The organism is Prevotella sp. E13-17 (assembly GCF_022024035.1).
Lineage (GTDB): Bacteria > Bacteroidota > Bacteroidia > Bacteroidales > Bacteroidaceae > Prevotella.
In genome coordinates this window covers 2,559,490-2,584,158 of sequence record NZ_CP091787.1, presented here as the reverse complement: position 1 = coordinate 2,584,158, position 24,669 = coordinate 2,559,490, and the positions used below count along the sequence as shown (strand labels likewise).

The 24,669-nt window shown below is 50.3% G+C and carries 16 protein-coding genes; 11 read left to right on the top strand and 5 right to left on the bottom strand.

From position 1 onward, the window contains the following. Positions 1-65: 65 nt before the first annotated feature. Complete coding sequence (miaA, locus tag L6472_RS10545; protein WP_237804886.1) at positions 66-995, top strand: tRNA (adenosine(37)-N6)-dimethylallyltransferase MiaA; 930 nt, start codon at positions 66-68, stop codon at positions 993-995. Then, complete coding sequence (locus L6472_RS10540) at positions 983-1,915, top strand: diacylglycerol kinase family protein (RefSeq protein WP_237804884.1); 933 nt, start codon at positions 983-985, stop codon at positions 1,913-1,915. The genes miaA and L6472_RS10540 overlap by 13 nt, the downstream gene beginning before the upstream one ends. An 11-nt stretch (positions 1,916-1,926) precedes the next feature. Here the strand turns inward: L6472_RS10540 and L6472_RS10535 are convergent, their stop codons facing one another. Next, on the bottom strand, positions 1,927-2,619 hold the full coding sequence (locus L6472_RS10535; RefSeq protein WP_237804882.1) for a Crp/Fnr family transcriptional regulator: 693 nt from the start codon (positions 2,617-2,619) through the stop codon (positions 1,927-1,929). Between the two features lie 225 nt (positions 2,620-2,844). On the opposite strand from L6472_RS10535, the gene L6472_RS10530 reads away from it, so the two are divergent. The 3 genes from L6472_RS10530 (at position 2,845) to L6472_RS10520 (ending at position 7,635) form a co-directional block, all read left to right on the top strand. Further along, positions 2,845-4,794: a glycogen debranching enzyme N-terminal domain-containing protein gene (locus L6472_RS10530; protein ID WP_237804880.1), complete on the top strand. Its 1,950-nt coding sequence runs from the start codon at positions 2,845-2,847 to the stop codon at positions 4,792-4,794. A 16-nt stretch (positions 4,795-4,810) separates the two neighbouring features. Further along, positions 4,811-6,079, top strand: a complete 1,269-nt coding sequence (locus tag L6472_RS10525; protein WP_237804878.1) for a glycosyltransferase family 4 protein — start codon at positions 4,811-4,813, stop codon at positions 6,077-6,079. A 116-nt stretch (positions 6,080-6,195) separates the two neighbouring features. After that, positions 6,196-7,635 carry a glycoside hydrolase family 57 protein gene (locus tag L6472_RS10520; protein ID WP_237804876.1) on the top strand — a complete coding sequence of 480 codons (1,440 nt, stop codon included), beginning with the start codon at positions 6,196-6,198 and terminating at the stop codon, positions 7,633-7,635. Positions 7,636-7,802: 167 nt separating this feature from the next. Here the strand turns inward: L6472_RS10520 and L6472_RS10515 are convergent, their stop codons facing one another. Further along, on the bottom strand, positions 7,803-12,317 hold the full coding sequence (locus L6472_RS10515; RefSeq protein ID WP_237804874.1) for an autotransporter-associated beta strand repeat-containing protein: 4,515 nt from the start codon (positions 12,315-12,317) through the stop codon (positions 7,803-7,805). 244 nt (positions 12,318-12,561) lie between these two features. Between L6472_RS10515 and asnA the strand changes: the two genes are divergently transcribed. Next, complete coding sequence (gene asnA, locus L6472_RS10510; protein WP_237804872.1) at positions 12,562-13,599, top strand: aspartate--ammonia ligase; 1,038 nt, start codon at positions 12,562-12,564, stop codon at positions 13,597-13,599. Between the two features lie 203 nt (positions 13,600-13,802). After that, positions 13,803-17,456: a hypothetical protein gene (locus L6472_RS10505; protein ID WP_237804870.1), complete on the top strand. Its 3,654-nt coding sequence runs from the start codon at positions 13,803-13,805 to the stop codon at positions 17,454-17,456. 118 nt (positions 17,457-17,574) lie between these two features. Here the strand turns inward: L6472_RS10505 and aat are convergent, their stop codons facing one another. From aat to L6472_RS10490, 3 genes are read right to left on the bottom strand one after another with little or no spacing between them, the layout of a single operon-like run. Continuing rightward, on the bottom strand, positions 17,575-18,222 hold the full coding sequence (aat, locus tag L6472_RS10500; RefSeq protein ID WP_237804868.1) for a leucyl/phenylalanyl-tRNA--protein transferase: 648 nt from the start codon (positions 18,220-18,222) through the stop codon (positions 17,575-17,577). Continuing rightward, positions 18,200-20,467 carry an ATP-dependent Clp protease ATP-binding subunit ClpA gene (gene clpA, locus L6472_RS10495; protein ID WP_237804866.1) on the bottom strand — a complete coding sequence of 756 codons (2,268 nt, stop codon included), beginning with the start codon at positions 20,465-20,467 and terminating at the stop codon, positions 18,200-18,202. The genes aat and clpA overlap by 23 nt, the downstream gene beginning before the upstream one ends. A 4-nt stretch (positions 20,468-20,471) precedes the next feature. Then, the gene (locus tag L6472_RS10490; protein WP_237804864.1) at positions 20,472-20,777 is read right to left on the bottom strand and encodes an ATP-dependent Clp protease adaptor ClpS; all 306 of its coding nucleotides are present in this window, start codon (positions 20,775-20,777) and stop codon (positions 20,472-20,474) included. A gap of 173 nt (positions 20,778-20,950) precedes the next feature. Here L6472_RS10490 and L6472_RS10485 point away from each other — a divergent pair, with 173 nt between their 5' ends. The 4 genes from L6472_RS10485 (at position 20,951) to L6472_RS10470 (ending at position 24,422) form a co-directional block, all read left to right on the top strand. After that, on the top strand, positions 20,951-21,289 hold the full coding sequence (locus L6472_RS10485) for a hypothetical protein (RefSeq protein WP_237804862.1): 339 nt from the start codon (positions 20,951-20,953) through the stop codon (positions 21,287-21,289). Between the two features lie 70 nt (positions 21,290-21,359). Next, complete coding sequence (locus L6472_RS10480) at positions 21,360-23,471, top strand: TonB-dependent receptor (protein WP_237804860.1); 2,112 nt, start codon at positions 21,360-21,362, stop codon at positions 23,469-23,471. A gap of 51 nt (positions 23,472-23,522) precedes the next feature. Next, complete coding sequence (locus L6472_RS10475; protein ID WP_237804858.1) at positions 23,523-23,933, top strand: hypothetical protein; 411 nt, start codon at positions 23,523-23,525, stop codon at positions 23,931-23,933. Positions 23,934-23,945: 12 nt separating this feature from the next. Further along, on the top strand, positions 23,946-24,422 hold the full coding sequence (locus tag L6472_RS10470) for a DUF4625 domain-containing protein (RefSeq protein ID WP_237804856.1): 477 nt from the start codon (positions 23,946-23,948) through the stop codon (positions 24,420-24,422). Positions 24,423-24,669 lie beyond the last annotated feature (247 nt).

The window sequence follows — 24,669 nt, the reverse complement described above, 5'->3', positions numbered from 1 at the left end:
AAGGTACAAACTTTTTCTGGATAAAGTGCTCAGATTAGATATTATTTCGTACTTTTGCAATAGATATGAAACAGATGATAACCATACTTGGACCTACGGCCAGCGGGAAGACGCCTTTGGCTGTGGCTGTGGCAAAACGAGTGGACGGTGAGATAATCTCTGCCGACTCGCGTCAGGTGTATCGCAAAATGGATTTAGGCACAGGTAAGGACCTGGTGGAATACGAGGACGTGCCTTATCATCTGATTGACATCTGTGAACCCGGAACGAAATATAATCTCTTTCAGTATCAGCAGGACTTCCTTCGGGCTTATCAGGATATTCTTGAACGAGGTAGAACACCGATTCTATGTGGCGGCACTGGCCTTTATATAGAGGCTGTGCTGAAGAACTACCAGTTGTCGTCCGTACCTCAGAATCCTGAATTGCGTGCTCGTCTTGAAGGAAAAAGCCTTGAGGAATTGACACAAATGCTCAAGGAGCTCAAAGCAAAGAATGGCTCTGTGATGCATAACACGACTGATGTTGATACAGCGCAGCGAGCCATCAGAGCTATAGAGATAGAGTATGGTAGTCAGCAGGCTCAGAATTCGCGCGAGGATAATGATTCTTCGGACGGAATAGGAGAGGGAACGCTGCTCATTGGTGTAAACATTGACCGAGATTTGCGCCGTGAAAAGATAACCCGACGGCTGAAGGCCAGACTGGCTGAAGGTATGGTTGATGAGGTGCGCGGTCTGATAGCAGACGGTGTTCAGCCTGAAGATCTTATTTATTATGGTCTGGAGTATAAATACTTGACGGAGTACGTCATCGGGAAATTGACCTACGATGAGATGTTCCGACAACTGGAGATTGCTATCCATCAGTTTGCAAAACGTCAGATGACCTGGTTCCGAGGTATGGAGAGACGAGGCATGCATATTCATTGGATTGATGCAACACTACCGATGGAAGCGAAAGTTAATAAGATAATCGAGATATGGCAGAAGTAGAGAGATGGGGTATTCTTTATTGCCCTAAAAAGGGGTTGGGGCGTCATCGTCAGCATTGGATGCGTATTCAGCAGGAGCTGGATAGTCGTGGTGTGCTCTATGATATGGTGCAGAGCGAAGCCGCTGACAGTGTGGAGCGTCTGATGACAATGTTGATTCGCAATGGTTATAAGACGATTATCATCGTGGGCGGAGACTCTGCATTGAATGATGCGGTGAACTGCCTGATGCGTGAGGATGAAGAGGTGCGCAACCGAATCTCTCTCGGCGTTATACCTAATGGCTTGTTGAACGACTTCGCTCGCTTTTGGGGATTTACTGAACGTGAAGACGCGCAATCTGTAGAATGGTTGTTGAAGCAACGTGTGAGAAAGGTGGACTTGGGATGTATCACGTTTAAAGATGAAGAAGGACATGATACCTGTCTGTATTTCCTGAATTGTGTCAACATGGGATTGATAGCTGACATTATGAACTTGCGTCGTCAGGCTCGTCAGATGTTAGGCTCCGTCAAACTGGCTTTCTTGTCTTCTCTGGTGGTAATGATATTCCATCGCCACGACTATAAGATGCGTATTGATATAAACTCAGAAATCATAGACCGTAAGGTGATGACCGTTTGCGTCGGAAATGCTCTTGGCTACGGACAAACACCTAATGCTGTGCCTTATAGTGGAATGCTGGATGTGTCGGTTGTGTATAATTCTAGTGTCAAACAGCTTCTGAATGGTCTTTGGCTGTTAGTCACAGGACGATTGCTGAACCATCGTAGTGTGCATCCCTATCGTGCCAGAAAATTGAACGTAGATGAGGCAAAGAAAATCCGAATTGGCATAGACGGCCGACTATGGGAGTCGCCAGCCGAATCTTTTTCTATTCATGTGCTCCCAGAGAAGATTAATTTCCTGATACCTGATTGACTGTGGTGGAGTTACTCTTTTTGAGAAATCCACAGCAACTTCTTTTCGTCGAGAATGGTATAACGTCTTCCGTCTAGAGCAATGACTCCCTCTTTAGCAAATGCCGATAGCGTGCGAATGGCATTGCTGATGTCCATGTAGGCAGCGTTGGCAATCTCTTTTCGGCTGGGGTGGGCATTGAGCGTCTTGCCATCGGCCTCATATCCGCATTTGTCTTTAAGGAAAAGCAGCATGTCTGCCATCTTTCCGCGTATGTGCTTTCTTTGTAAATTCTGAATGCGGCGAATCAATGTGTCGATGCGTTCTGAGAAAGCACGAATATACATCAAGGCTATCTGAGGATTGGACTCTACCAGATGATAAACGATATCGTTGGGCACTTTGGCAATGACCGAGTCTTCGGTTGCTATGGCTGTACAGTTATACACACTTCTACCGAAAGGTGACTGACTGGCAAAGATATGGCCAGCAGGCGCCATGCTGATGACGTGCTGCTTGTTGTCAAGACCAAGCATTTCGTTCTTTACACGTCCTTGATAAACATAGAAAGTATGTGTGGCTGTGTCGCCTTCATGGAATATGACTTCTGTCTCCATGTAGTGTTCTATTTCCATGTGTTCCAAAAACATGTCTTGTTGTTGGGCTGTCATGAAAAACCAAATGTTTGATATTGATTTGGCTATTTCAATCTTGTCGTCTGTCATTCGCTTCCTAAATAAAATCTAAGTTTTACATGATGTTTTCGGTGGACAAAGGTACGTATTTTTATATAATTGTCAAACACTGGATGATAAAAAAGGCGTTTTTTTTCACTAAAAAGCAAAATAATCAGGCTTTTTTTTTGCCGTGACACAAAAAATGTGTACTTTTGGGAAATCAAAATCTAAAACTGAAGATACGATCAAAAAACCCTTAAATAAATAGGAACTATGAGTTATTTACGATTTGAGAAGGCCGTGATGACAAACTTGGAGGAAAGTCTTCGTCGCGAATTACTCCGTACAAACCGTTCTGGTGCCTATAGCAGTTCTACGCTGGTGGACTGCAATACGCGAAAATACCATGGACTGTTGGTTGTCCCAGTGCCTGAGCTCGATGATGAGAACCATGTTCTTCTGTCATCGCTCGATTGTACGGTGATACAACACGGCGCGGAGTTTAACTTGGGACTCCACAAGTATCAGGGCAACAACTACAGCCCTAAAGGACATAAGTACATTCGAGAGTTTGATGCCAGCGTGATTCCTACGACGACTTACCGTGTGGGTGGTGTTATCCTGAAGCGTGAGAGCATCTTTCAAGCATACGAAGACCGCATTTTGATTCGATATACTCTTGAGGATGCACACTCGGCTACCACGTTGCGCTTCCGTCCCTTCCTGGCATTTCGTTCCGTTCGTCAGTTCACCCACGAGAACTCTGTGGCAAGTCGGGAGTATCATGAGGTGGAGAATGGAATCAGAACATGTATGTATGCGGGCTATCCAGACCTATACATGCAGTTCAATAAGAAGTGCGAATTTGTGTTCCAGCCCGACTGGTATCGTGGCATTGAATATCCTAAAGAGCAGGAGCGTGGCTATGCTTCAAACGAAGACCTCTACGTGCCCGGCTATTTTGAGGTGCCTATCAAGAAGGGCGAAAGCATTATCTTTGCCGCTTCTACCTCAAGTATTAAAACCAGTAGCTTGAAAAAGTTGTTTCAGGACGAGTTGACTTTGCGTACACCTCGCGACAACTTCTATCATTGTCTGGTAGCAGCAGCCCATCAGTTTCATAATCGTAAGCCCAACGATGACCGCTATTTGCTTGCAGGCTATCCTTGGTTCAAGGCTCGTGGCCGCGATACGTTTATTGCGCTGCCAGGTCTGACGCTTTCTATTGGCGAAAACGACTATTTTGAATTGGTGATGAAAACGGCCGAGCGCGGACTTTACGAGTTTATGGAGGGGAAACCTCTTTCTGTGCAAATCTACGAGATAGACCAGCCCGACGTCATGTTGTGGGCTGTGTGGGCCATTCAGCAATATGCCAAATATGTAGGACGTGATCGCTGTTTTGAACTTTATGGCAAGTTGCTGAACGATATCGTAAAATATATTAAGAACGGCAAACATCCTAATCTGCGTCTGGATGACAATGGTCTTGTTTATTCCGATGGTCGCGACAAAGCGGTGACTTGGATGAACTCTACCGCCAATGGCCATCCTGTTGTTCCTCGTTCTGGATACATCGTAGAGTTCAATGCCTTATGGTATAATGCGTTGAAATTCTGCGCATCAATGGCTGCAGAACATAACGACCCCAAGGGTGCAGCTATGTTGGAAGATATTGCGGCAAAGTGTAAGCAGTCATTCGTCGATACTTTTGTTAACGAGTATGGTTATCTGCTTGACTATGTCGATGGAACCAACATGGACTGGAGCGTCCGTCCTAATCAGATTTTTGCCGTGGCACTCGACTATTCGCCACTATCTCAACAACAGATGAAGAGCGTTGTCGATATCTGTACCCGCGAACTGCTGACCCCCAAAGGTCTGCGTTCGTTGTCGCCAAAGAGCGGAGGCTATAATCCCATGTATGTTGGACCACAGACACAGCGCGATTATGCCTACCATCAAGGAACTGCATGGCCGTGGCTTGGCGGCTTCTATATGGAAGCCAGCCTGAAGCTCTACAAGCGTACGCGCCTTTCGTTTATTGAGCGAATGATGGTGGGATACGAGGATGAGATGGACTATCATGCCATTGGCACAATCTCTGAGCTTTTCGATGGTAATCCTCCATTCCATGGACGTGGCGCCATGTCGTTTGCCATTAATGTGGCAGAGATTCTGCGCACCATGAAATTGTTGGAGAAGTATAGTTATCAAAAATAAATAAGGAGGAACGACAATGAAAGTATTAATGTTTGGATGGGAGTATCCTCCTCATGTATTTGGTGGACTTGCCACTGCAAATTACGGTATATCTGAAGGTCTGAAAGCTCAGGGCGATATAGAGACGGTGCTCTGTCTGCCGCATCCTTTCGGAGATGAAAGTCAGCATGCTTGTCGCATTGTGGCGATGAATGCGGTGCCTATTGCTTATCGTGATGTGAACTATGACTATGTGAAGAGTCGTGTGGGCAACATTATGGATCCTGACTACTATTTCCGTCTTCGCGAACATATCTATGCTGACTTCAATTACATGCATGTCAATGACCTCGGTGCAATGGAGTTCGCTGGTGGCTATCCGGGCAATCTGCACGAGGAAATCAATAACTATTCTATCATTGCTGGTGTGGTGGCTCGAACAGAGGATTTCGATATTATCCACGCTCACGACTGGCTGACGTTCCCTGCTGGCATTCATGCCAAGCAAGTCAGTGGCAAGCCGCTCTGTATTCATGTGCATGCCACCGACTTTGACCGCAGCCGTGGCAAGGTGAACCCCACCGTCTATTCTATTGAGAAGAACGGCATGGACAATGCCGACTGCATTATGTGCGTGTCGGAACTAACCCGCCAGACAGTCATCAACCAGTATCATCAGGATCCGCGCAAGTGCTTCACAGTGCACAATGCTGTTTATCCTCTGCCACAGGAATACCAGGATATTCCACGTGAGGATCATACTGGCAAGGAGAAAGTGGTGACATTCCTGGGACGAATCACCATGCAGAAGGGGCCGGAGTATTTTGTTGAGGCTGCCAACATGGTGTTGCATCGCACCCGCAACGTACGTTTCTGTATGGCTGGCTCTGGAGATATGATGGATGCTATGATTTATTTGGCTGCCGAACGTGGCATAGCAGACCGCTTCCACTTCCCCGGCTTTATGCGTGGCAAACAGGTTTACGAATGTTTGAAAGCCTCAGATGTCTATGTGATGCCTTCGGTCAGTGAACCTTTTGGCATCTCACCACTTGAAGCGATGCAATGCGGCACACCTTCCATCATTTCGAAGCAATCGGGATGTGCCGAGATTCTTAACAACTGTATCAAGGTGGACTACTGGGATGTGCATGCTTTAGCCGACTCCATCTATTCAATTTGCGTCAACGAGTCGCTGTTCAACTATCTGAAAGAGGAAGGAAAGAAAGAGGTTGATCAGATCACCTGGGATAAAGTAGGCAAGTGGATTCGCACACTCTACAGACGCACTTTAGGGTGGGAGTGACCCCCTCCCGGCCTCCCCGAGGGGAGGAGTAGTTAGATTCATTTACTAAATTCAAAGACCCAATGCTCCCTGCATGGTCTTCCTCCCTCGGGGGGATAAGAGAGGGGGTTTAAATTATGAAAACAATTTGTTTATATTTTGAGATACATCAGATTATTCATCTGAAGCGTTACCGTTTCTTCGATATTGGTACAGATCATTATTACTACGATGACTACGAGAATGAGCGTAGCATCAGCGATATTGCTGAGCGCAGCTATATGCCAGCCTTGAATGCTCTGTTGCAGATGATCAAGGACAACGGCAAGTACTTCAAGGTGGCTTTCTCACTCTCTGGAACGGGTATCGAGCAGTTGGAGTTCCATGCTCCTCAGGTTATAGAGAAGTTGCAGGAGCTGAACGAAACCGGTTGTGTCGAGTTCTTGGCCGAGCCTTATAGCCACGGTCTGTCGTCGCTGGCCAATACCGAGGCCTTCATTCGCGATGTGCAGAAGCAGTGCAAGAAGATTGAGGAACTCTTTGGCAAGAAACCTACAGTGTTCCGCAACTCTTCGCTCATCTATAGTGACGAGATCGGTGCTCAGGTAGCCAGCATGGGCTTCAAGGGCATGCTGACTGAGGGCGCAAAGCATGTGTTGGGATGGAAGTCGCCACATTATATTTATAATTGTAACATGGCTCCATCGCTGAAGCTGTTGTTGCGCGATGTTGAGTTTAGTGATGATATCTCTTTGCGTTTCAATAATGCCGAGTGGGAGGGCTATCCCCTCTTTGCTGATGCCTATATCGATCGCATCGCCCGCCTGCCAGAAGATGAGCAGTTCATCAATATCTTCATGGAGTTGTCGGCACTAGGCATTGCTCAGCCGTTGAGTTCAAATATCTTGGAGTTTATGAAAGCACTGCCAGTATGTGCTAAGGCCAAGGGCATCACTTTCTCCACCCCCACAGAGATATGTCTGAAGACCAAGAGTGTGGGTGCGCTTGATGTGCCCGATACGCTGTCGTGGGTTGATGAAGAGCGTGACGTCAGCTGTTGGTTGGGAAACGCTATGCAGCACGAAGCTTTCAACAAGTTGTACAGTGTGGCCGACCGTTTGCTCATTGCCAATGATCCCCGTCTTAACCAAGACTGGGACTACCTGCAAGCCAGCAACAACTTCCGCTTTATGACCACTAAGCCTTCTAACGTGGGCTTGGATCGTGGCATTTACAGTGGTCCGTTTGATGCCTTTACCAATTACATGAATATCTTGGGCGATTTTATCAATCGTGTCAATGCGCTGTATCCTGAGGAGATTGACAATGAACAGCTTAACTCGCTACTCACCACCATAAAAAATCAGGGTGATGAGATTGAAATGAAGGATATTGAGATTGAGCGTCTGAAGGCTAAACTTGCAAAGCTGCAGCCTGTCGAGGCAGAAAAGCCTGCGGCAAAGAAGCCCGCTCCAGCTAAAAAGGCACCTGCAGCAAAGAAGTCTGCCCCTGTCAAGAAAGCAGCACCGAAGAAGACTGCAGTCAAGAAAGCTGCTTCTGAAGTAAAGGCGGAGTAAAAGAATAAAGTAAACGATCTGTTTTATGGTATAGGAAAAAAAGGTCGTGTTAAATATACAATGACCCCCGAAAGTTAGAAAAAACCTTCGGGGGTCACTGTATCTGTCACATTCTCTTTTATAATGTAACAGTGGCACTTTCGCATCGTGAAAGTGCCACTGTCCTTTTATCGTACCACTTGTTTACGTCCACGAATGACGTAAATGCCGGGTTTCAGTCCTTCCAGTGTGGTAGCCTGCTGACGTACCAGTCGGCCTGTTGTGTCGTAGATGTTCTGAGGCTTGTTCTCAGAAACGACCGAACCGATGGCGGTATCCACATCCTTCACAATGAGAATACCCTCGCTGATGCGACTGTCGTCCCATGTGATGCCATTGGTGTTCAACACCTTTGGTGTGCCGCTGAAGCTGTTGGCTTTCCACAGTCGGATATAGTCGCCGGGCTTCAGCGTGTTGGATTTCGATGGCGTCACCACGATGGTACCGTTCATGGTTAATGCGTTGATGCCGCCAATGAACGAGCAACCATTATAGGTGTCTGTAGCGCAAGCCGCTGCATTGACAATGAGAGTGCTGGTGGCGCTCATGTTGACATTCTTAGAACCAAAGTAAAGCGTACCCGTTGTAGAACCGTTAAATGCACCAGACTTCAGTGTTCCGTGGATGGTGTACGAAGCATTCTTCAACGAGTTGTCTGCCGTGTTGTTGCCAGAGAGAGTACCTGCCTCTTTCACGGTGAGGGCACCCGTTCCCAAGCTTGTGCTATTGCTGACGCCAATTTCGCCCTCGTTGACATAGGTAGCCCCTGTGTGTGTACAGGCCGCATTCCATGTCACCTTGCCAGTACCCACTTTAATCAACTGCGAGTTAGCGGTCACCACCACGTTGGTGCTCCAGTTTTCATCGTTACCTACCTCCCAGGTGTTTGTACCGTTGGCACCGCTGCCGAAGTCACTGATACCACCCAGTGAACCGTTGCCTACCACCTTACCGATGCGTAACGTTCTTCCAGAGTTCAGCACCACAACACCGCTGGGGATATTCAGCGTGCCGTTAGGCATGCCGTTGCTGGTGTCCAGTGTGACTCGTCCGCCTGGGTCGCCATTGCTGGTAACCTTCAGTATGCCAGCAAAATTATTAAGTCTCAATGCCAGGTGAGTACGTGTGGCATACCAGTAGTTAGGACTAGAGCCACCCTTGCGTACAGGACATGATACCGTCAGTGTACCTTCACCGGTAATGGTATTGTTATAAGTAGCATCATTCACTGTGTTCCAAGTACCTGACTTGTCTTTAGGAATATAGATGTTATAACTGGTACCGGTGTTCTCGTCCAGTCGTCCGCCCTGGAATTCTACAGTTTTTGCAGGTGTAGAGGCATTGATGCACTGCACCGTACCGCCTGCGATGACCAGTCGTTCCAACGACGAATTGTTCGTGTTCAGTTTCAGCCAGCCATTGCCCTTTTTGGTCAGTTTCGTACCCGTCATATAGCTTGCTGCGATAAAGTCGTGCGCATTGTTGATGACGCCACCCTCTTCACCCATGAACTTGATGGGAGAGCCATTGTTCACGGCTGCCGTGGTGTTCAGCTCGGCACCATTCTCAATGATGAACAGGTCGCTATTGCTTGTGACAGCACCCAGGTTGCCCTTAGACTGGTTGGTGTTGGCTAGTGAAGAAACGCTGACCACACCTTCCGAGATGCGGTTACCGCCCTTATAGGTGTTTTCCGTGTTGATGGTCAGCTTGCCAGAACCCTGCTTCACCAGTCGGCTGTTGCCCACGATACTTCCTGTTCCAGTAAATGTGATGTCCTTTGTCGTGTTAACCACGATGTCGCTAGTCTCCACATCGTTGGCAATATTGATAGAGCTATACTTGCCATTATTGTCGAAAGTCACCTGGTCGCCTGTTACGAAGATCATGCCTTCACCTTCAGCATCGGCAAAGTTCTCGCTGATGCCGAGGTCCCATGTGCTTGACTTTGCACCTGTCCAGAAAATCTGGCTGGCATCGCGCTGATTCTCAATGACGAGGTAGAGCTTCTCTTCCTCTATAGACAGGTAGTTCTTCTTCTTGTTACTCAGTCCTTCCAGTTTGATGTTCGCCAATTGGCCCTTCAAGGTTTTTACCTGTCCCAGCAAGTATTTACCTTCGCCCAGTTCTTCGCTGGCATTCAGGTTGTTGAACTGGAACACCGGCACCATGTACTTTGGACCATACTGCCAGTTCTTCTTCTCGATGGTCAACAGCTCAACATTAATCTGGTCAGCCGTAAAGTCGCTTTTCAAATCGAAGACCACGCGCGAGCCAAAGCCCATTAATAGCGAATCGGTAGTAATTGAACCAATGTTGCCCTTTCTGCCAGGATACAGCTTAGAGTCATAGTCCATCTTGATGCTGCGGAAGCGACCCTCGTTGCTGTTGAGTTCGGCAAAGCGGTTCATCCACACCGGTGAGTTTAGCAACGAACCGTCGAAGTTCACCGTACCAGCCCAAATGTTGGTCTCGCCAGTATAGGTCATGTCCACTTTAGGAAGGCTCAAAATACCATCGCCTTGTTTCACCAGTCGCATGTCTCCAGTGAAAGCAGCACCCTTCACGTCGCAGGTGTAGTAGGTGTAGATGATGCGTGCGTTACCGTTAGTGGCCGTACTGTTGGTGCCCTGTACCCATGAGGGGATGTTGAAGGTCACCATGTAAGGTTTTGCACCTTCGGCAACGTTGACAGTCATGTCGTTGGTCTCGCACACAATCACATGCTTGTCGTCCAAAGCAGTAGAGATTGTGCCACCGTTGGCAACCTCCGTACGGTCGGTCATGGTCAGTGGTGGCGGCGCCATGGTGATGCCTTCCATCTCGCCAAGGAAGTAGCTGGCATGAGGAGGCTGGTTGTAACCGATAGACTCCCACACCATGCCCTGACGATACTGGTGGTCGTGCCACAACGTATAGTTGCGCCATGGGGTCGCTATATTAGTAGTGTACACGCGTACATATTTGTTATCTGCGGTACGTGCGATGATCTCTTCACGCCAGTCGCCCAGCACGTCGCCTGTGGCTGATGGCGTGTTTTTCGTCCAGTTACAGTTGGCTGTGCCGTCTGCCGTGAATACACGTGTGCCATCAGCCTTTACCACCATGGCCGCACCTTCGCGCGAAGAGGCACCGTCGAGTCCTTCTTCCAGCAGGTCGCCATCCCAGTAGATGCGGAAGTTGAGCGTGAATCCAGCAGGACCATTAGGCAGCACCTTGTCGGATACACACGAGACAACACCCGACTGGCTCGACTTACCAATAGCACCGGGGAAGTCGTTAGAGAAGTTGCCGCACAGCGCTCGTCCGTCGTCGCTGGTCGATTCCAGGCGATAGTAAATCTTCGACGTCGTACCATCGCGATAGTTCATGGCAGGATGGTCCTCGTTGCAGGTGAAGATTTCCTGTCCGTGACGATAGGGGTCGAAGTCAGAACAGTGCTGTGCATCGCCGTGTCCCAGCCCTGTGGTAGAAAGTCCTTGACCATTATCGTCGATGACCATAGAGCCAAAACAAATCTCATCGCGACCGTCCCAGTCAACATCGGCAATGCCAAAGTTGTGGAAACCTTGCCCGTAGTATGGGCTGCCCCAGCCATTATTGTCTTCCCACGACCAGTATTGTGTCAGTTTGTGCGTGGCAGGATCTACGCTGAATGCCTTCATCATGTGGCGTGTGTAGCAACCACGCCCCAGGAAGATGAACGGATGGCGTCCGTCCAGAAAGGGTGCACCGAAGTAGTGCTTCGTAGAGCGGTGACCATAGCCGTCGCCCCAGCTATCAACACCATTGCGGGGTAGGGGATAATCCATCCAGAGCGCCCCGTCGTTGCCTATTGCATAAGGCTTGCCGGTTGCACCGTTCAGGTAGAGCAGGTACTCTGCTCCTGTGTTGGTGTAGGTCATGTTGGCAGTTTGATTCACGGTGTTGCGTGTGTTCACACTCATGTTGCCAATGTTGGTCGTTGTTCCGTCAGCGTGATAGATAATCATGTTGTCGGCACCACGCAACAGGATCTCTGCCTTGCCGTCACCGTCCCAGTCGTAGCCCACGGCGTCGTACTGTTCGTCTGGTCCCGACACCATGTTTGGTCCGAGATCGATATACCACAGACGGTCGCCCTTGATGTTGTAACATTCCAGCAGATTATATGCAGGAGCATTCACCGAACTGGCATCTTTGTAGTTGCGTTTCATGATGAATTCGCTCATGCCGTCGCCGTCAACGTCGGCCAAAGCGATGTCGTTGATAGTGTAGTCAGCCGTGATGTCGTTGCCCTGACGATCCTTCACGTTTTTCACAGCAAACTGTATGTATTGCTGTTTCAGGCGATTCACAGCTTCGCATTTAGCCTGTTCCTCACCGCGTACCACGGCAGCCACCTGATAGGTGGCCCCGTCTTTGCCGTCTTTGTCCACATAGTTAGATACTTTTAGTGGCCCAGCAATCTTGGTGTTGTCGCGATACAGGTTGTACTCTGTGTCGTAATACTCCTCGGCAAAGATGCGCCAACTGACGAATGTGCCACTTCCCGAAGGAACAGCCACCAGTCCACGGTCCAACTTGTCTGTAGTTCTTTGAGCCCAGACATTGCCAGTCATGGCAAATACGGTCATGAAAAGCAGTAGTAATACTTTTTTCATTGAGTTTTAATGGATTAATGTTAGTAATTTCATTTTGGTTTGGGTGCAAAGTTACGAAGAATGTATCTAACCACCAAACAAATTGAACGAAAAGTGTATTGTTTACCCTTAATTAATGTTTTTAACTGCAATTAGTTACTAAAACGCGTTTCTTACTGACTATTTGAAAATATTTCGGGTGTGATTGTTTGCAGTTTAATATTTTATTATTAACTTTGCGCCCGAATTAATAAACCATGAGGATATGAGTCAAGTCATCAAACCCATCGCCTATCAGTCGTTGCTCGACATGAGACAGACGGAGCAAGGCATTAAGTTGATAAAAGAGTTTTTTCAGGCTAACCTCTCTACCGAGTTGCGTTTGCGTCGTGTCACCGCCCCTTTGTTTGTTTTAAAGGGACTGGGTATTAATGATGACCTGAACGGAGTGGAGCGCGCTGTGACGTTTCCTATCAAGGATTTGGGCGATGCTAAGGCTGAGGTTGTTCATTCTCTGGCTAAGTGGAAACGTCTTACCTTGGCAGAATACCATATCGAACCGGGCTATGGCATCTATACAGACATGAATGCTATCCGTGCCGACGAGGAACTCGATAATCTGCATTCCCTCTATGTTGACCAGTGGGACTGGGAGGCATCTATCCGTCAGGAAGATCGCACGCTGGCTTTCCTGAAGAACATCGTAGAGCGTATCTATGCAGCTATCCGCCGCACCGAGTACCTGACCTGCGAGACCTATCCCCAGCTGAAGCCCTTCCTCCCCGAGACGATTCATTTCATCCATGCTGAAGAACTTTTGCAGATGTTCCCCGACATGACGCCTAAGGAGCGCGAGGATGCCATCTGCCAGAAATACGGCGCTGTGTTTATCATCGGCATAGGCAGTAAGTTGTCTAACGGTGAGAAGCACGACGGACGTGCCCCCGACTATGATGACTGGAGCACCATTGCCGAGGATGGTCGCCAGGGACTGAATGGAGACATCCTTATCTGGTATCCCGTGCTGGGACGTTCGTTCGAATTGTCGTCGATGGGCATACGTGTTGACAAGGAGTCATTGCTTCGTCAGCTGAAGATTGAGAACAAAGAAGAGCGCAAGCAGCTCTATTTCCATCAGCAATTGCTCAACGACAAGTTGCCGCTTTCAATCGGAGGCGGTATCGGTCAGAGCCGACTCTGCATGGTGCTTCTGCACAAAGGACATATCGGCGAGATTCAGGCCAGCATCTGGCCCGACGATATGCGGCAGCAGTGCAAGGAAATGGGCATGACACTCATCTAATAACAGGCAATTATAATAGGTCTTAGGAGGCAGGAAGCATCGTTTTCCTGCCTCTTTTTATGTTAATAAATGTTTGCGAAGAGCTCTTTTTGGTCGAAATAATTGTGCTGATAACAATTAATTATTATTTTTGCATCACCTAACCATTGCTATATTTTTACTAACTATAAACTATTTTAAAACTATCTAACTTCATTAAAACAATGGAACATTTATCAAAGTACCTATGCAGGTATGGAAGCATAGCTCTGTTGGCTATCCTTTCGTTTCTATTCGTGCCCAATGCTTCTGCACAACGTAAGACCGACCTGTTGGATCGCGGTTTGGTTGCCGTCAAGGTGTCGCAGGGCGTGTTTGTCAGTTGGCGTGTTCAGGCAGACGAGTACTATGGCGTGACTTACAAGCTGTATCGCAACGGTGCGCTGATAGCCCAGAACCTCTATGCCTCCAACTATGCCGATGCCGGTGGCAGCACCTCGAGCCAATATACCGTTGCTGCTGTTCGCAATGGGGTGGAGGGGGCACCGTGCGCCGCCGTCACACCTTGGCAGAACCAGTATTTTGAGATTCCCGTTTCCAATGTCCAGGCACGTAGTGGTGTGACGGTGTGGAAACAAAACAACCCCTCTACGGCGATGGCCAACTACGTCATCAACGACATATCGCTGGGCGATGTGGATGGCGACGGCAAGGTTGACTTCATCGTGAAGCGTAAAAACCAGACGGATCAAGACAATCTGTTCCCGGCAAACAACTACCAGATGTACTGCCAGATCGAGGTCTATGCCTCCAGCATTAACTACGGACGCCTGTGGTGGATTGACTGTGGACCCAACATCTGTTATGGTGCCGACGAGCAGTGGGATGCTGTGGCCTTCGACTGGAACGAGGATGGCGCCTGCGAGGTGCTCTATCGTGGTGGTGCCAACACCGTTATCCACCATGCCGACGGCACCACAGAGACCATTGGCAATGTCAATGAAAACATCCGCAACGGCATTACCCACACTGCCAACATGACCTTCTCCAATGCTGGCGAGGAATGGCTGATGTATATAAATGGTCGCACGGGGCGCACCTACGACGTCATTGCCTATCCATTGCCGCGTGGCAATGCTTCTGACTGGGGCGATTCCTATGGCCATCGTTCCAGCAAGTACTTCATGGGCGCTCCCTATATGGATGGCGTAAACCCCTATATCTTCCTGGGACGTGGCATCTACACCAAGATTGATGCTTGCACCTATCGCGTTAACAAGAGCACTAATAAATTATATAAGGTGGGCAACACCTGGCACAGCTATAACAATAGCGGCTGGAACGGACAGGGCAACCACAACTTCTCTATTGCCGATGTCGATGAAGATGGCAGCGACGAGATTATCTATGGCTCTATGGTGCTCGACTTCCATACTGCCGACAACTCGCTGCACGGCTGCTCTTCTACCGGACTCGGACATGGAGATGCGGCTCATACCGGTGATCTCGACCCCTTCCGTCGTGGTCTTGAGACTTTCGCATGCAATGAAGACCGCCCCTGCAACAACTTCCGCAATGCCACCACCTGCGAGATCTACGCCCGCACACCTGGTAGTGCCGACGATGGACGCGCCATGGCTGGCAACTTCACCAACCAGTATCCTGGTGGTATCGGCGCCTCAACAGCCTCTGGCATCATCCCTCTGAGCTATGTTCAGCCCAACCCGACATCGCCTGTTTACATCAGTGGCATGGCCAACAACTGGAATGCACAGACGCCATACCCCATGGCTCTGAACTTCCGCATCTATTGGGACGGCGACCTCCTGTCAGAGACCATCAATGGACCTGGCTCAAATGAGAGCTATCTCTATATCGATAAGCTGGGCCAGCGCATCTTCGACACCAATCATGGCTCCTATGCTACCGCTTGTATCAATGGCACTAAGAAGAACCCTTGCGCCACTGGCGACATTCTGGGCGACTGGCGCGAAGAGCTGGTGATGCGCTCGTCAGACAACCGTTTCATCCGCGTCTATACCACCGTCACCCCGACCGAGCACCGCATGCAGTCGCTATGGTACGACCATCAGTATCGTCAGGCCATGGTGTGGCAGACCGAAGGTTACAACCAGCCACCTCATCCCAGCTTCTTCGTGGGCGAACTGGAAGGTCTCACACAGGCACCTCCCGCCCTGACATGGACTGGACGCACTGGCATTGGCAACAATGGGTCAATCACCACCGCCCTTAATGGACGCGACGTGTTTGTGTGGCCCGACGGCAATGGCTCTCAGTACACCGTAAATATCAATGCAGGTGCCAAGCCCGCCACGCTCTTCCTGAACTCGCGAACCACCATCGAGGGTGGCGACCGCGTGCAGTATCTCGAAACCAAGCATACGTGGGACCGCATCCGTCTCACTGGCAATGGCCTTTCAGGTACCACCAATCTCTGTAAGCAAGGCTCGTCGGCAGCCCATCTACCCTATACCACGCATACGCATTCTGGCAAGACCGACGTCTGGCAGGGAGCCCTCATCTGTAATGGTAGCATCACCAACAGCGATGTGTGGGCCAACCGCTTCACCGAGTTGTTCTTCGGTTCCGACCTCGCTGCAGTCGAAAGTCAGTACCAATCCATTGCTATGGAGTATGGTTCTGCGCTCTATATCACCAGCCAACAGAAGACCACTCCCTACGTCAACGACAACGGCTATGCCCACATGACTGTAGGCAACCTCACTATCAAGGAGGGCTCACGACTGGTGTTCGACGTCAAGGGCAGTGGCAATGCCAACGGCGACCGCCTGAACATTGGCACCCTCTTTGTGCGTAAGCAGAACTGGCAGTACGGACCACAGTACCTGATGCCCGTCATCGACATCCGCTCTACGGGTGCATTGGCCGATGGCGACTATCTGTTGGGCACACTCCAGGGCATGGCAACCGGTTCTGCCAGCCTGCTCGACGTGAAAGTTGAATGCACCGCACAGGTCGGCGGTCACTTCGGCACGGTGTTCTTCAACCAGGCCAACAAGAGCTATTACCTGCACGTGGGCACCGCCATCGATGCCACCTATCAGATTGATGGAGCCACCTATCTCGACGTGTTGGAGCAAAACTTTGAGGGCACCAACTGGCAAGACAACTGGACCATCGCCCTGCCCGGACGTCTGACCGCTGTCCAGCAGTCGAATGGCGCCAGTGGTTCGAAGTGCATTTGGCTGAAGAGCGTGCTCGATGCCAACAACGGCACCTCGGCTACCTACACCATTCCCGCCATCAGCGAGTATGCCAACACCACCGTTTATGAGTTTAGTTTCGACTTTGCTCAGACGTCGATCATTGGCAGTAATGCCGATCGCGCTGGCGAAATCATTCTCCGCAACCAGAGCAATGGCGCCATTGTCACCTTCCGTGCCTTCACTGGCGCCACGACGGGCGACATCGTTGTGAACGGTACGGTTGTGGGTCACTATGCGGTGACCAAGGGCACTTACTTCAAGTCAGAGACGGCTCCGACCATCAACCACCACGTTTCGCTGCGTTCTTCGCAGGCAGGCACCTTCCTCTATGTCGATGGAACCAAGTACACCATAGGCACATCGTTTGTCAAGGTGGGCAGCATCCTCTACAACACCAACCGATATGCTGGCCAGGTGCAGTTTGACAACATCCTGCTGAACTGTCGTGTGGAGAGCAGCTATGCCTCACGCATGACATCAGAAGAAACGACAAGCATCGCTCCTGCTGTCCGTCAGTCCGTGCCCGTGGCTTACTTCACGCTCGATGGGCGCCGCATCCTGCATCCCGAGAGTGGCAAGGTTTACATTGTGAAGATGTCAGATGGCACTGCAAAGAAGGTAAGATTATAAGCATATATTGCCACTTTGCTCGCTGAAAAGTGGTACAATTACAAGTGAATAGTGGCACTTTACCGGTCGTAAAGTGCCACTATTCTAAGTTTAAGGTGATGGGATGACAAGAGGGTGGTCATCCGATGAGTTCCATATATTCTTCGTAGGAGATGTGGCGCCCGCCCATAGAGCGGAGATGAGGCGTCTCGAACTGACAGTCGATGAGGCTCCCGCCGTTTTCTCGCAACACCTGAGCCAGATGGATGAGTGCCAGTTTCGACGCGTTGGGCACCAGCGAGAACATGCTCTCGCCAAAGAAGGCAGAACCAATGGTGACGCCATAGAGACCGCCCACCAGCTGCTCATTGTCCCACACCTCCACGCTGGCAGCAAAGCCCTGGCGGTGCATCTCGGTGTAGGCCTTCATCATGTCGGGGCCCAGCCACGCGCCCTCGGTGGTGTCGCGGTCTTGAGCCATCGAACAACCACGAATCACGCCGTCGAAGTCCTTGTTGATGCTCACCTGATAGCGTTGGCTGCGCATGAGTTGACGCATGGAATGGCTGATGTGTATCTCATCGGGGAAGATGACGAAGCGCTGCTGCGGACAGTACCACATCGGCTCTTTGCTGTCGCGATACGAGTACCAAGGGAAGAATCCGTTGGAGTAGGCCAGCAGCAGACGGTCGATGCTGAGGTCGCCTCCCACGGCTATCAGTCCGTCGTCCTCGCCCATACTTGGATGCGGGAACCACAATCGCTTATCCAATTGAAAGATGGCCATGGTCTGTGGTGATGTTAATGTTGCCGCCCTGCTTCATGCTGCCGAACAGAATCTCGCGTGTCAGCAGGGGCTTCAGATGATGAGCAATGATACGATCCATCTCGCGAGCACCATATTCTTGAGTGAATCCCTCCTTTAGGAGCAGGTCGAAGGCCTCATCGCTGAGCGTCATCGTGACGTGTTTATGACTCAGTTTCTCGCGCAGCTCGTCGAGTTTCTTGTCGAGGATGAGGCGTGCCATCTTCTCGTCCATGTCGTTGAACACCACCGTGCCCGACAGACGGTTGATGAATTCCGGCTTAAAGGTCTTCTTTACCTGTCGCAACATTGCCGCGCCGCGCGAGGTGCCCCCCGTGAAGCCGACGGCTGCTTGGCCCGCATATTGTGCGCCCGCATTCGAGGTCATGATCAGAATCGCGTTGCGGAAGTCTGCCTTGCGTCCTTTATTGTCGGTCAGACGGGCATAGTCCATCACTTGCAACAGAATGTTATAGATGTCTTGATGCGCCTTTTCAATCTCGTCGAGCAGCAGCACGCAGTTGGGGGTTTTGCGGATAGCATCGGTCAGCAGACCGCCATCCTCGTAGCCCACGTAGCCTGCAGGCGAACCAATCAGTTTGGCCACAGTGTGCTTTTCGGTGTATTCGCTCATGTCGAAGCGGACCAGTTCGATGCCCAGCACGCGGGCCAGCATCCGTGCAACCTCGGTCTTCCCGACGCCGGTCGGACCGACAAACAGCAGCGAGGCCACAGGCTTGTTGTCGTCAAGCAGTCCTGCGTGCGCCATCTGCACAGCTTCCACCACCTGACTGATGGCTTCGTCCTGTCCGTAAATCTTTGCCAACATCTTTGGTGCCATCTGCTCCAGTAGCAGGTGCTCGCTGGTCTCGTTGACTGCCAGCGCATCCACCTTGCAGGTTTTTGCCAGCACCTCGGCAATGTCGGCCTTGGTCACCGTTGCCGTCGCTGCATCTTCAGGTTCCCCCTCTGCCCGTTTGCTTTCATAGGCAGCGCCCGCTTCGTCGATCAAGTCGATAGCCTTGTCGGGCAGAAAGCGGTCGTTCACGTATTTGGCGCTGGCATCCACCGCAAAGTCAATGGCATCACTGTCGTACTTCACATGGTGGAAAGCTTCGTAGTTGGGCTGTAGCTGGCGCAGAATATGCTTGGTCTCCTCGGGCGATGGTTCAGGAATGTCTATCTGCTGGAAACGACGCACCAGTCCTTTTGAGCGCGAGAAGTGGCGGTTATACTCTTCGTAGGTAGTGCTGCCGATAAAGCGAATGCTGCCAGCTTCGAGGTAAGGCTTCAGCATGTTTGAGGCATCCATGGCCCCTTCGCCCGTTGCACCCGCTCCCACCAGTGTGTGTATCTCGTCGATATACACGATGTTGGCTTCGCTTTCATTCCTAATGCCGTCCATAATCATCTTGATGCGGTTCTCGAAGTCGCCGCGATATTGTGTGCCGGCCAGTAGTGTGCCTAAGTCCAGTTGGTAGATGCGCGACTCCTTCAGTCGGTCGGGCACTCGTCCTTCGGCAATCATTCGGGCCAGTCCCCACACCAAAGCCGTCTTTCCGACTCCAGGTTCGCCGATGTGCAGTGGGTTGTTCTTGTCGCGTCGGCACAGCACTTGTATGGTCCGTGCCAGTTCCATGTCACGTCCTATCAGCGGGTTGTGCTTCTCGTACAGCTCGTTCATGCACGTCACCAACTGACGCCAGGCCAACTCATGATGCTTGTCGTAGTCGTCAAACAGGTCGTCGTCCTCGTCATCTTCGTTAAAGTCGCTGTTCAGATGGTCTTCGAGTTCATAGCCGTCAATGAGCAGACTGATGAAGTTGCTCTCCTTTTCGCCTAACGCATCTTTCAGTAAATAGGCTGCCCAAGAGTCTTCCAGCTGCAACAGGGCAGTGACAAGATGCGTCACGTCTATCTCGTTTGCGCTGCTAAAGGTCACCTGTTGCCATGCGATATTGATGATTTGTGCCAGCTGTACTGATATTTCGGGATCGTAGTCGCAGCCGTTTGGCACGAACTCTACCTCTGCCAGCTTCTCTTTCGTTTTCCTTTTCAGAAGTTCAGCAGAGTAGAAAAGGTTCAGCGTTTGCTGAAACTCCACATCGTTGAGAAGTGCCAACAGCAGATGTTCGGGCATGACAAACTCATGTCTGAAAGTCTCGCAGCATGCCACAGCATCTTCAAGCGTGCGGGTAGCCCGTTTGGTTCGTCTGATTTCTGCCATAGTCTTACTGTTCTGGTTCAACCGATAGGCGGAGTGGATGGCCCGCCTCTCGTGATATGTTTGTAGCTTTGCTAACCTTTGAAAGGGCCACATCATAGCTGTAGATGCCCACCACCGCCTTGTCGGAGTGGTGAACTTGCAGCATCAGCGCCTCGGCTTCGGTATTGCTTTTGAAAAAAATCTCTACGAGAATCTTCACCACAAACTCCATAGGTGTGAAGTCGTCGTTGTATATCAGCACCTTGTAGCGCCGTGGTTCGCGCAGGTTGGTGTGTTGTCTTTCTTTGACAGAGCTTTGTTCTTTTGCCATTGTTCAATAACTAATTGGCTGCAAAGTTACTGAATTTATTGGAAAACAAAGAATAACGTGTTTTTTTCTCTGGGCTTTTAGCCAGCTTGTTGTTACTAAAAAAAAGTTATTTTTGTAAGGAAATGAAAAGCGATTCAATAAAAAGTTGTAATTTTGCACGCGTGAAATTGGTTATGAAGAGACTCATTACAGCATGGGCGCTGTTGTTGATATTCTCGTCAATGCTTTTGCTGACCTCACTTCATGTTCATGAGGGACAGGCAAAAGAGACGACGGAATGTAACGACTGCGTGCGACATAGTTGTCAGGGACACTTGACAAATGTCGTCTCGTGGAGTCACGACTGTGTGCTGTGCCAGTTTCTGACGCTGACGTATGTAGCAGTAGCAACTGTCGTTCTTTCGGTCGTTTCGAAGGACGTGTGCGTCAGAACTGCTGTCCGTCAATATCCTGTGCATATTGGCGACGGCGGCGTTGTCGGATTGCGAGCGCCCCCTGCTTTCTCCATTTAGCAGGTTGGGAAGTCAGCATCCGTGAGGATGTGGACTGTAGTTTTTTTATATTATAAATGGAAATATAGCTATGACATTTTCTATTCTGGCTGCATCGCTGTCGGTGGTGGCTGCCAGTAGCTATGCTGAAGTAGTGCCAGACGATACGACTGTGGTGCTGAAAGAAGTCACGGTGAGTGGACAGCAGCAGCGTAACTATCTGATGCGCACGTCGCAGACGGCGATACAGGTCAGTCACGACTACTTGCAGCAGCATTTTTCGGGGTCGCTGATGCAGACCCTTGAAGGTATTCCCGGCGTGAAAGCCATGACGATTGGCTCTGGCCAGTCTAAGCCTGTGATTCGCGGTCTGGGGTTCAACCGTATGGTGGTCAGCGAAGATGGTGTCAAACACGAAGGCCAACAGTGGGGTGATGACCACGGACTCGAGATTGATCAGTTTGCCGTAGATAGGGCAGAGGTGGTCAAGGGACCAGCTGCGCTACTATATGGTTCAGACGCCATTGGCGGTGTGCTGAACCTATATACCAATCATATCCCGACAGAACCCCTGAGTGGCAACATCCAGGTGTTTGGACGCTCGAACAATGAGCAGGTTGGCTTGACGGCTAAACTGGGCGGAAGACATGGCAACTGGTTCTATCGTCTGGGGGCTACGTTGATAGACTATGCCGACTATCGGGTGCCTACCGACAGTATTCAGTATTATTCCTACTGGATAAAACTGAAGGATCAACGACTGCGCAACACGGCTGGGTGCGAGCGTGACGGCAGTGTGACACTGGGTTATGCAGGCTATCGCTTTCATACAGACGTGCGGGTGTCGGACAGTTACATGAAGAGTGGCTTCTTTGCCAACGCCCACGGACTGGAGGTGCGTCTGTCGAATATCGATTACGACCAGTCGCGACGTGACGTGGACTTGCCTTATCAGTGGGTGAACCACCTGAAAGTGCTGAGCCACACCTCGTGGCAGGCTGATCACCTTCGTTTGGAGGCCAACCTGGCATGGCAGAACAACCACCGCGAAGAACTGACAGAGCCCGTGAGTCATGGCTATATGCCACGTCCAGAGGGATCGTTGGAACGGCGTTTCGTGAAGAACACACTGACGGCCAATCTGGGCATGATGCTGAAACTTTCTCAGCGTCATGAGCTGAGCGTGGGACTGAACAGCGAGTATCAGCACAATCGTCGTGGCGGATGGGGATTTATTATTCCCGACTTTGAGACCACGAGCATGGGGCTTTATGCCATAGACCGCTACACCATCAGCGACCAGTTGAAGTGGAATGCAGGTTTCCGCATGGATCATGCTCATACGCATATCGATGGCTATCGCGACTGGTTCCCGACGCCTACAGCCAATGGCGAGGAGTACAAGGAACGCTCGGCCAACATCGACCGCTACTTCAACAGTCTCACCTGGTCAACGGGTGTCAGCTATGGCGTGGACCACTGGGTGTTGAAGGCCAATGTGGGCAAGAGTTATCGCGTGCCAATCCCTAAGGAGTTGGGCGCCGACGGTGTGAACTACCACATTTTCCGCTATGAGCGTGGCAATGCCAACCTCGACCCTGAGGAGAGTTACCAGCTGGACCTGGGCATCCACTGGGACAACGACGCATTCTGCGTGCAGCTGGATCCCTACGTGAACTATTTTCCCAACTATATCTATCTGAATCCTACGTCACAGTATGTGGAAGGCTTACAACTCTATCACTACACCCAGGCACGCGTGCTGCGCTATGGTGTTGAGGCACAGGCAACATGGGTTGTTAATGCTCACTGGGAGACTGAACTGAAGGGCGAGTATCTCTATGCACGTCAGCAGTCTGGACAGAAAAAGGGCTACACGCTGCCTTTCAGTACGCCGTGGTCCATCGATGCTGATGCAAAGTATTCTTTTCAGTGGCTGGGCGACAACTTCGTGGGTGTGAATGCCCACATCGTGGGAGCACAGCATGAGATTGTGCCGCCAGAGAAACCTACTGATGGACATTGGACCTTGAACCTCTCGGCAGGTAAGCAGGTGGATTTGAAGTCGTGCAAGCTGGACATTGCGCTGCATGCCGACAACCTGTTGAATCGCCGTTACTACGATCACACCAGCTATTATCGCCTCATTGACGTGCCCGAACCGGGACGCAACATGTCATTGATGGTGGGGCTGACGTTCTGAATTTTAACAAACATATTTAGTATTAACGATCATAAAAACTTATTTTTGAAAATGAAAATTCTGAAATATATGAGTCTCATGATGGCTCTCACATTGGTGTTTACACTCGGTTTTGTTTCTTGCGACAGCGATGATGATGATCTGCAACCAGCCCCCGAGATTACGATTGAAGAGGCAAACATCGAAGGTGATATCCTCTGTACCGAGGCTGACGTGGTGGCTATGGGTCGCACGGCCTCTATACAGATCGTTGTCAGCGACCAGCAAGGAAACGTTAAGGTGGCCTATCCCGTGACAGACAGCAAATATATCGGTGTGCTCAACATTGACGGCTTCCACGTACATGTACCTATTGCCGGCAAAGGTGTGCTGGAGGGCGATGTGCTGACCATGACCGTGACCGATGCGCAGGGATTGTCAACATCGGCTAAGAAGAGTATCACTGAAGAGGAGGAAGAATAAAATAATATGAAAATGAAGAAGAATATAGTTTTTGTTTTTACTCTGCTGTGCGCACTTTGTGCGTGCAGCAGCTCTGACGACGAAGGCAATATGGATAAGCAGCAACCCGTCATCAGCGATCAGGGCATCGTTGCAAACCCTATTGACTGTCAGGTGTATCATCGTTGCGAGGTGATGACGGTACACTATGTGTTCACCGACAATACCGAGCTGGGGGCTTTTAATATCGAGATTCACAACAACTTCGATCACCACACCCACAGCACCTCGGTCGTCGAGTGTCCTATGGATGCCGACAAGGCGCCTGTCAAGCCTTGGATCTACAATCAAGACTTCAGCATACCAGCAGGTCAGCGCCAATACGAAGCCAACGTCAACATCCCCATTCCGGCCGACGTTGATCCCGGCGACTATCACTTCATGATACGCTTGACCGATGCTGCTGGTTGGCAACAGTTGCATGCTGTCGCCATCAAAGTAGCAGAATAACATCGCCATAGCACCGCTATTGCAGTATAAAAGTGGCACTATTCGAATGTAATAGTGCCACTTTTGTTCTGATTCCAGGGCCTAGAATCCTTCTGTCCAGCCCCTGGAATCACTTTGTCCAGCCCCTGGGCGCATCTCGTCTAGCCCCTGGAATAATCATTTCTAGCCCCTGGAACAAAAGTCATACCTAAAGAACAGCATCCCCAAAGCTTTTGTATGCCTCCTTAATACTGCTTGAATTGCATGT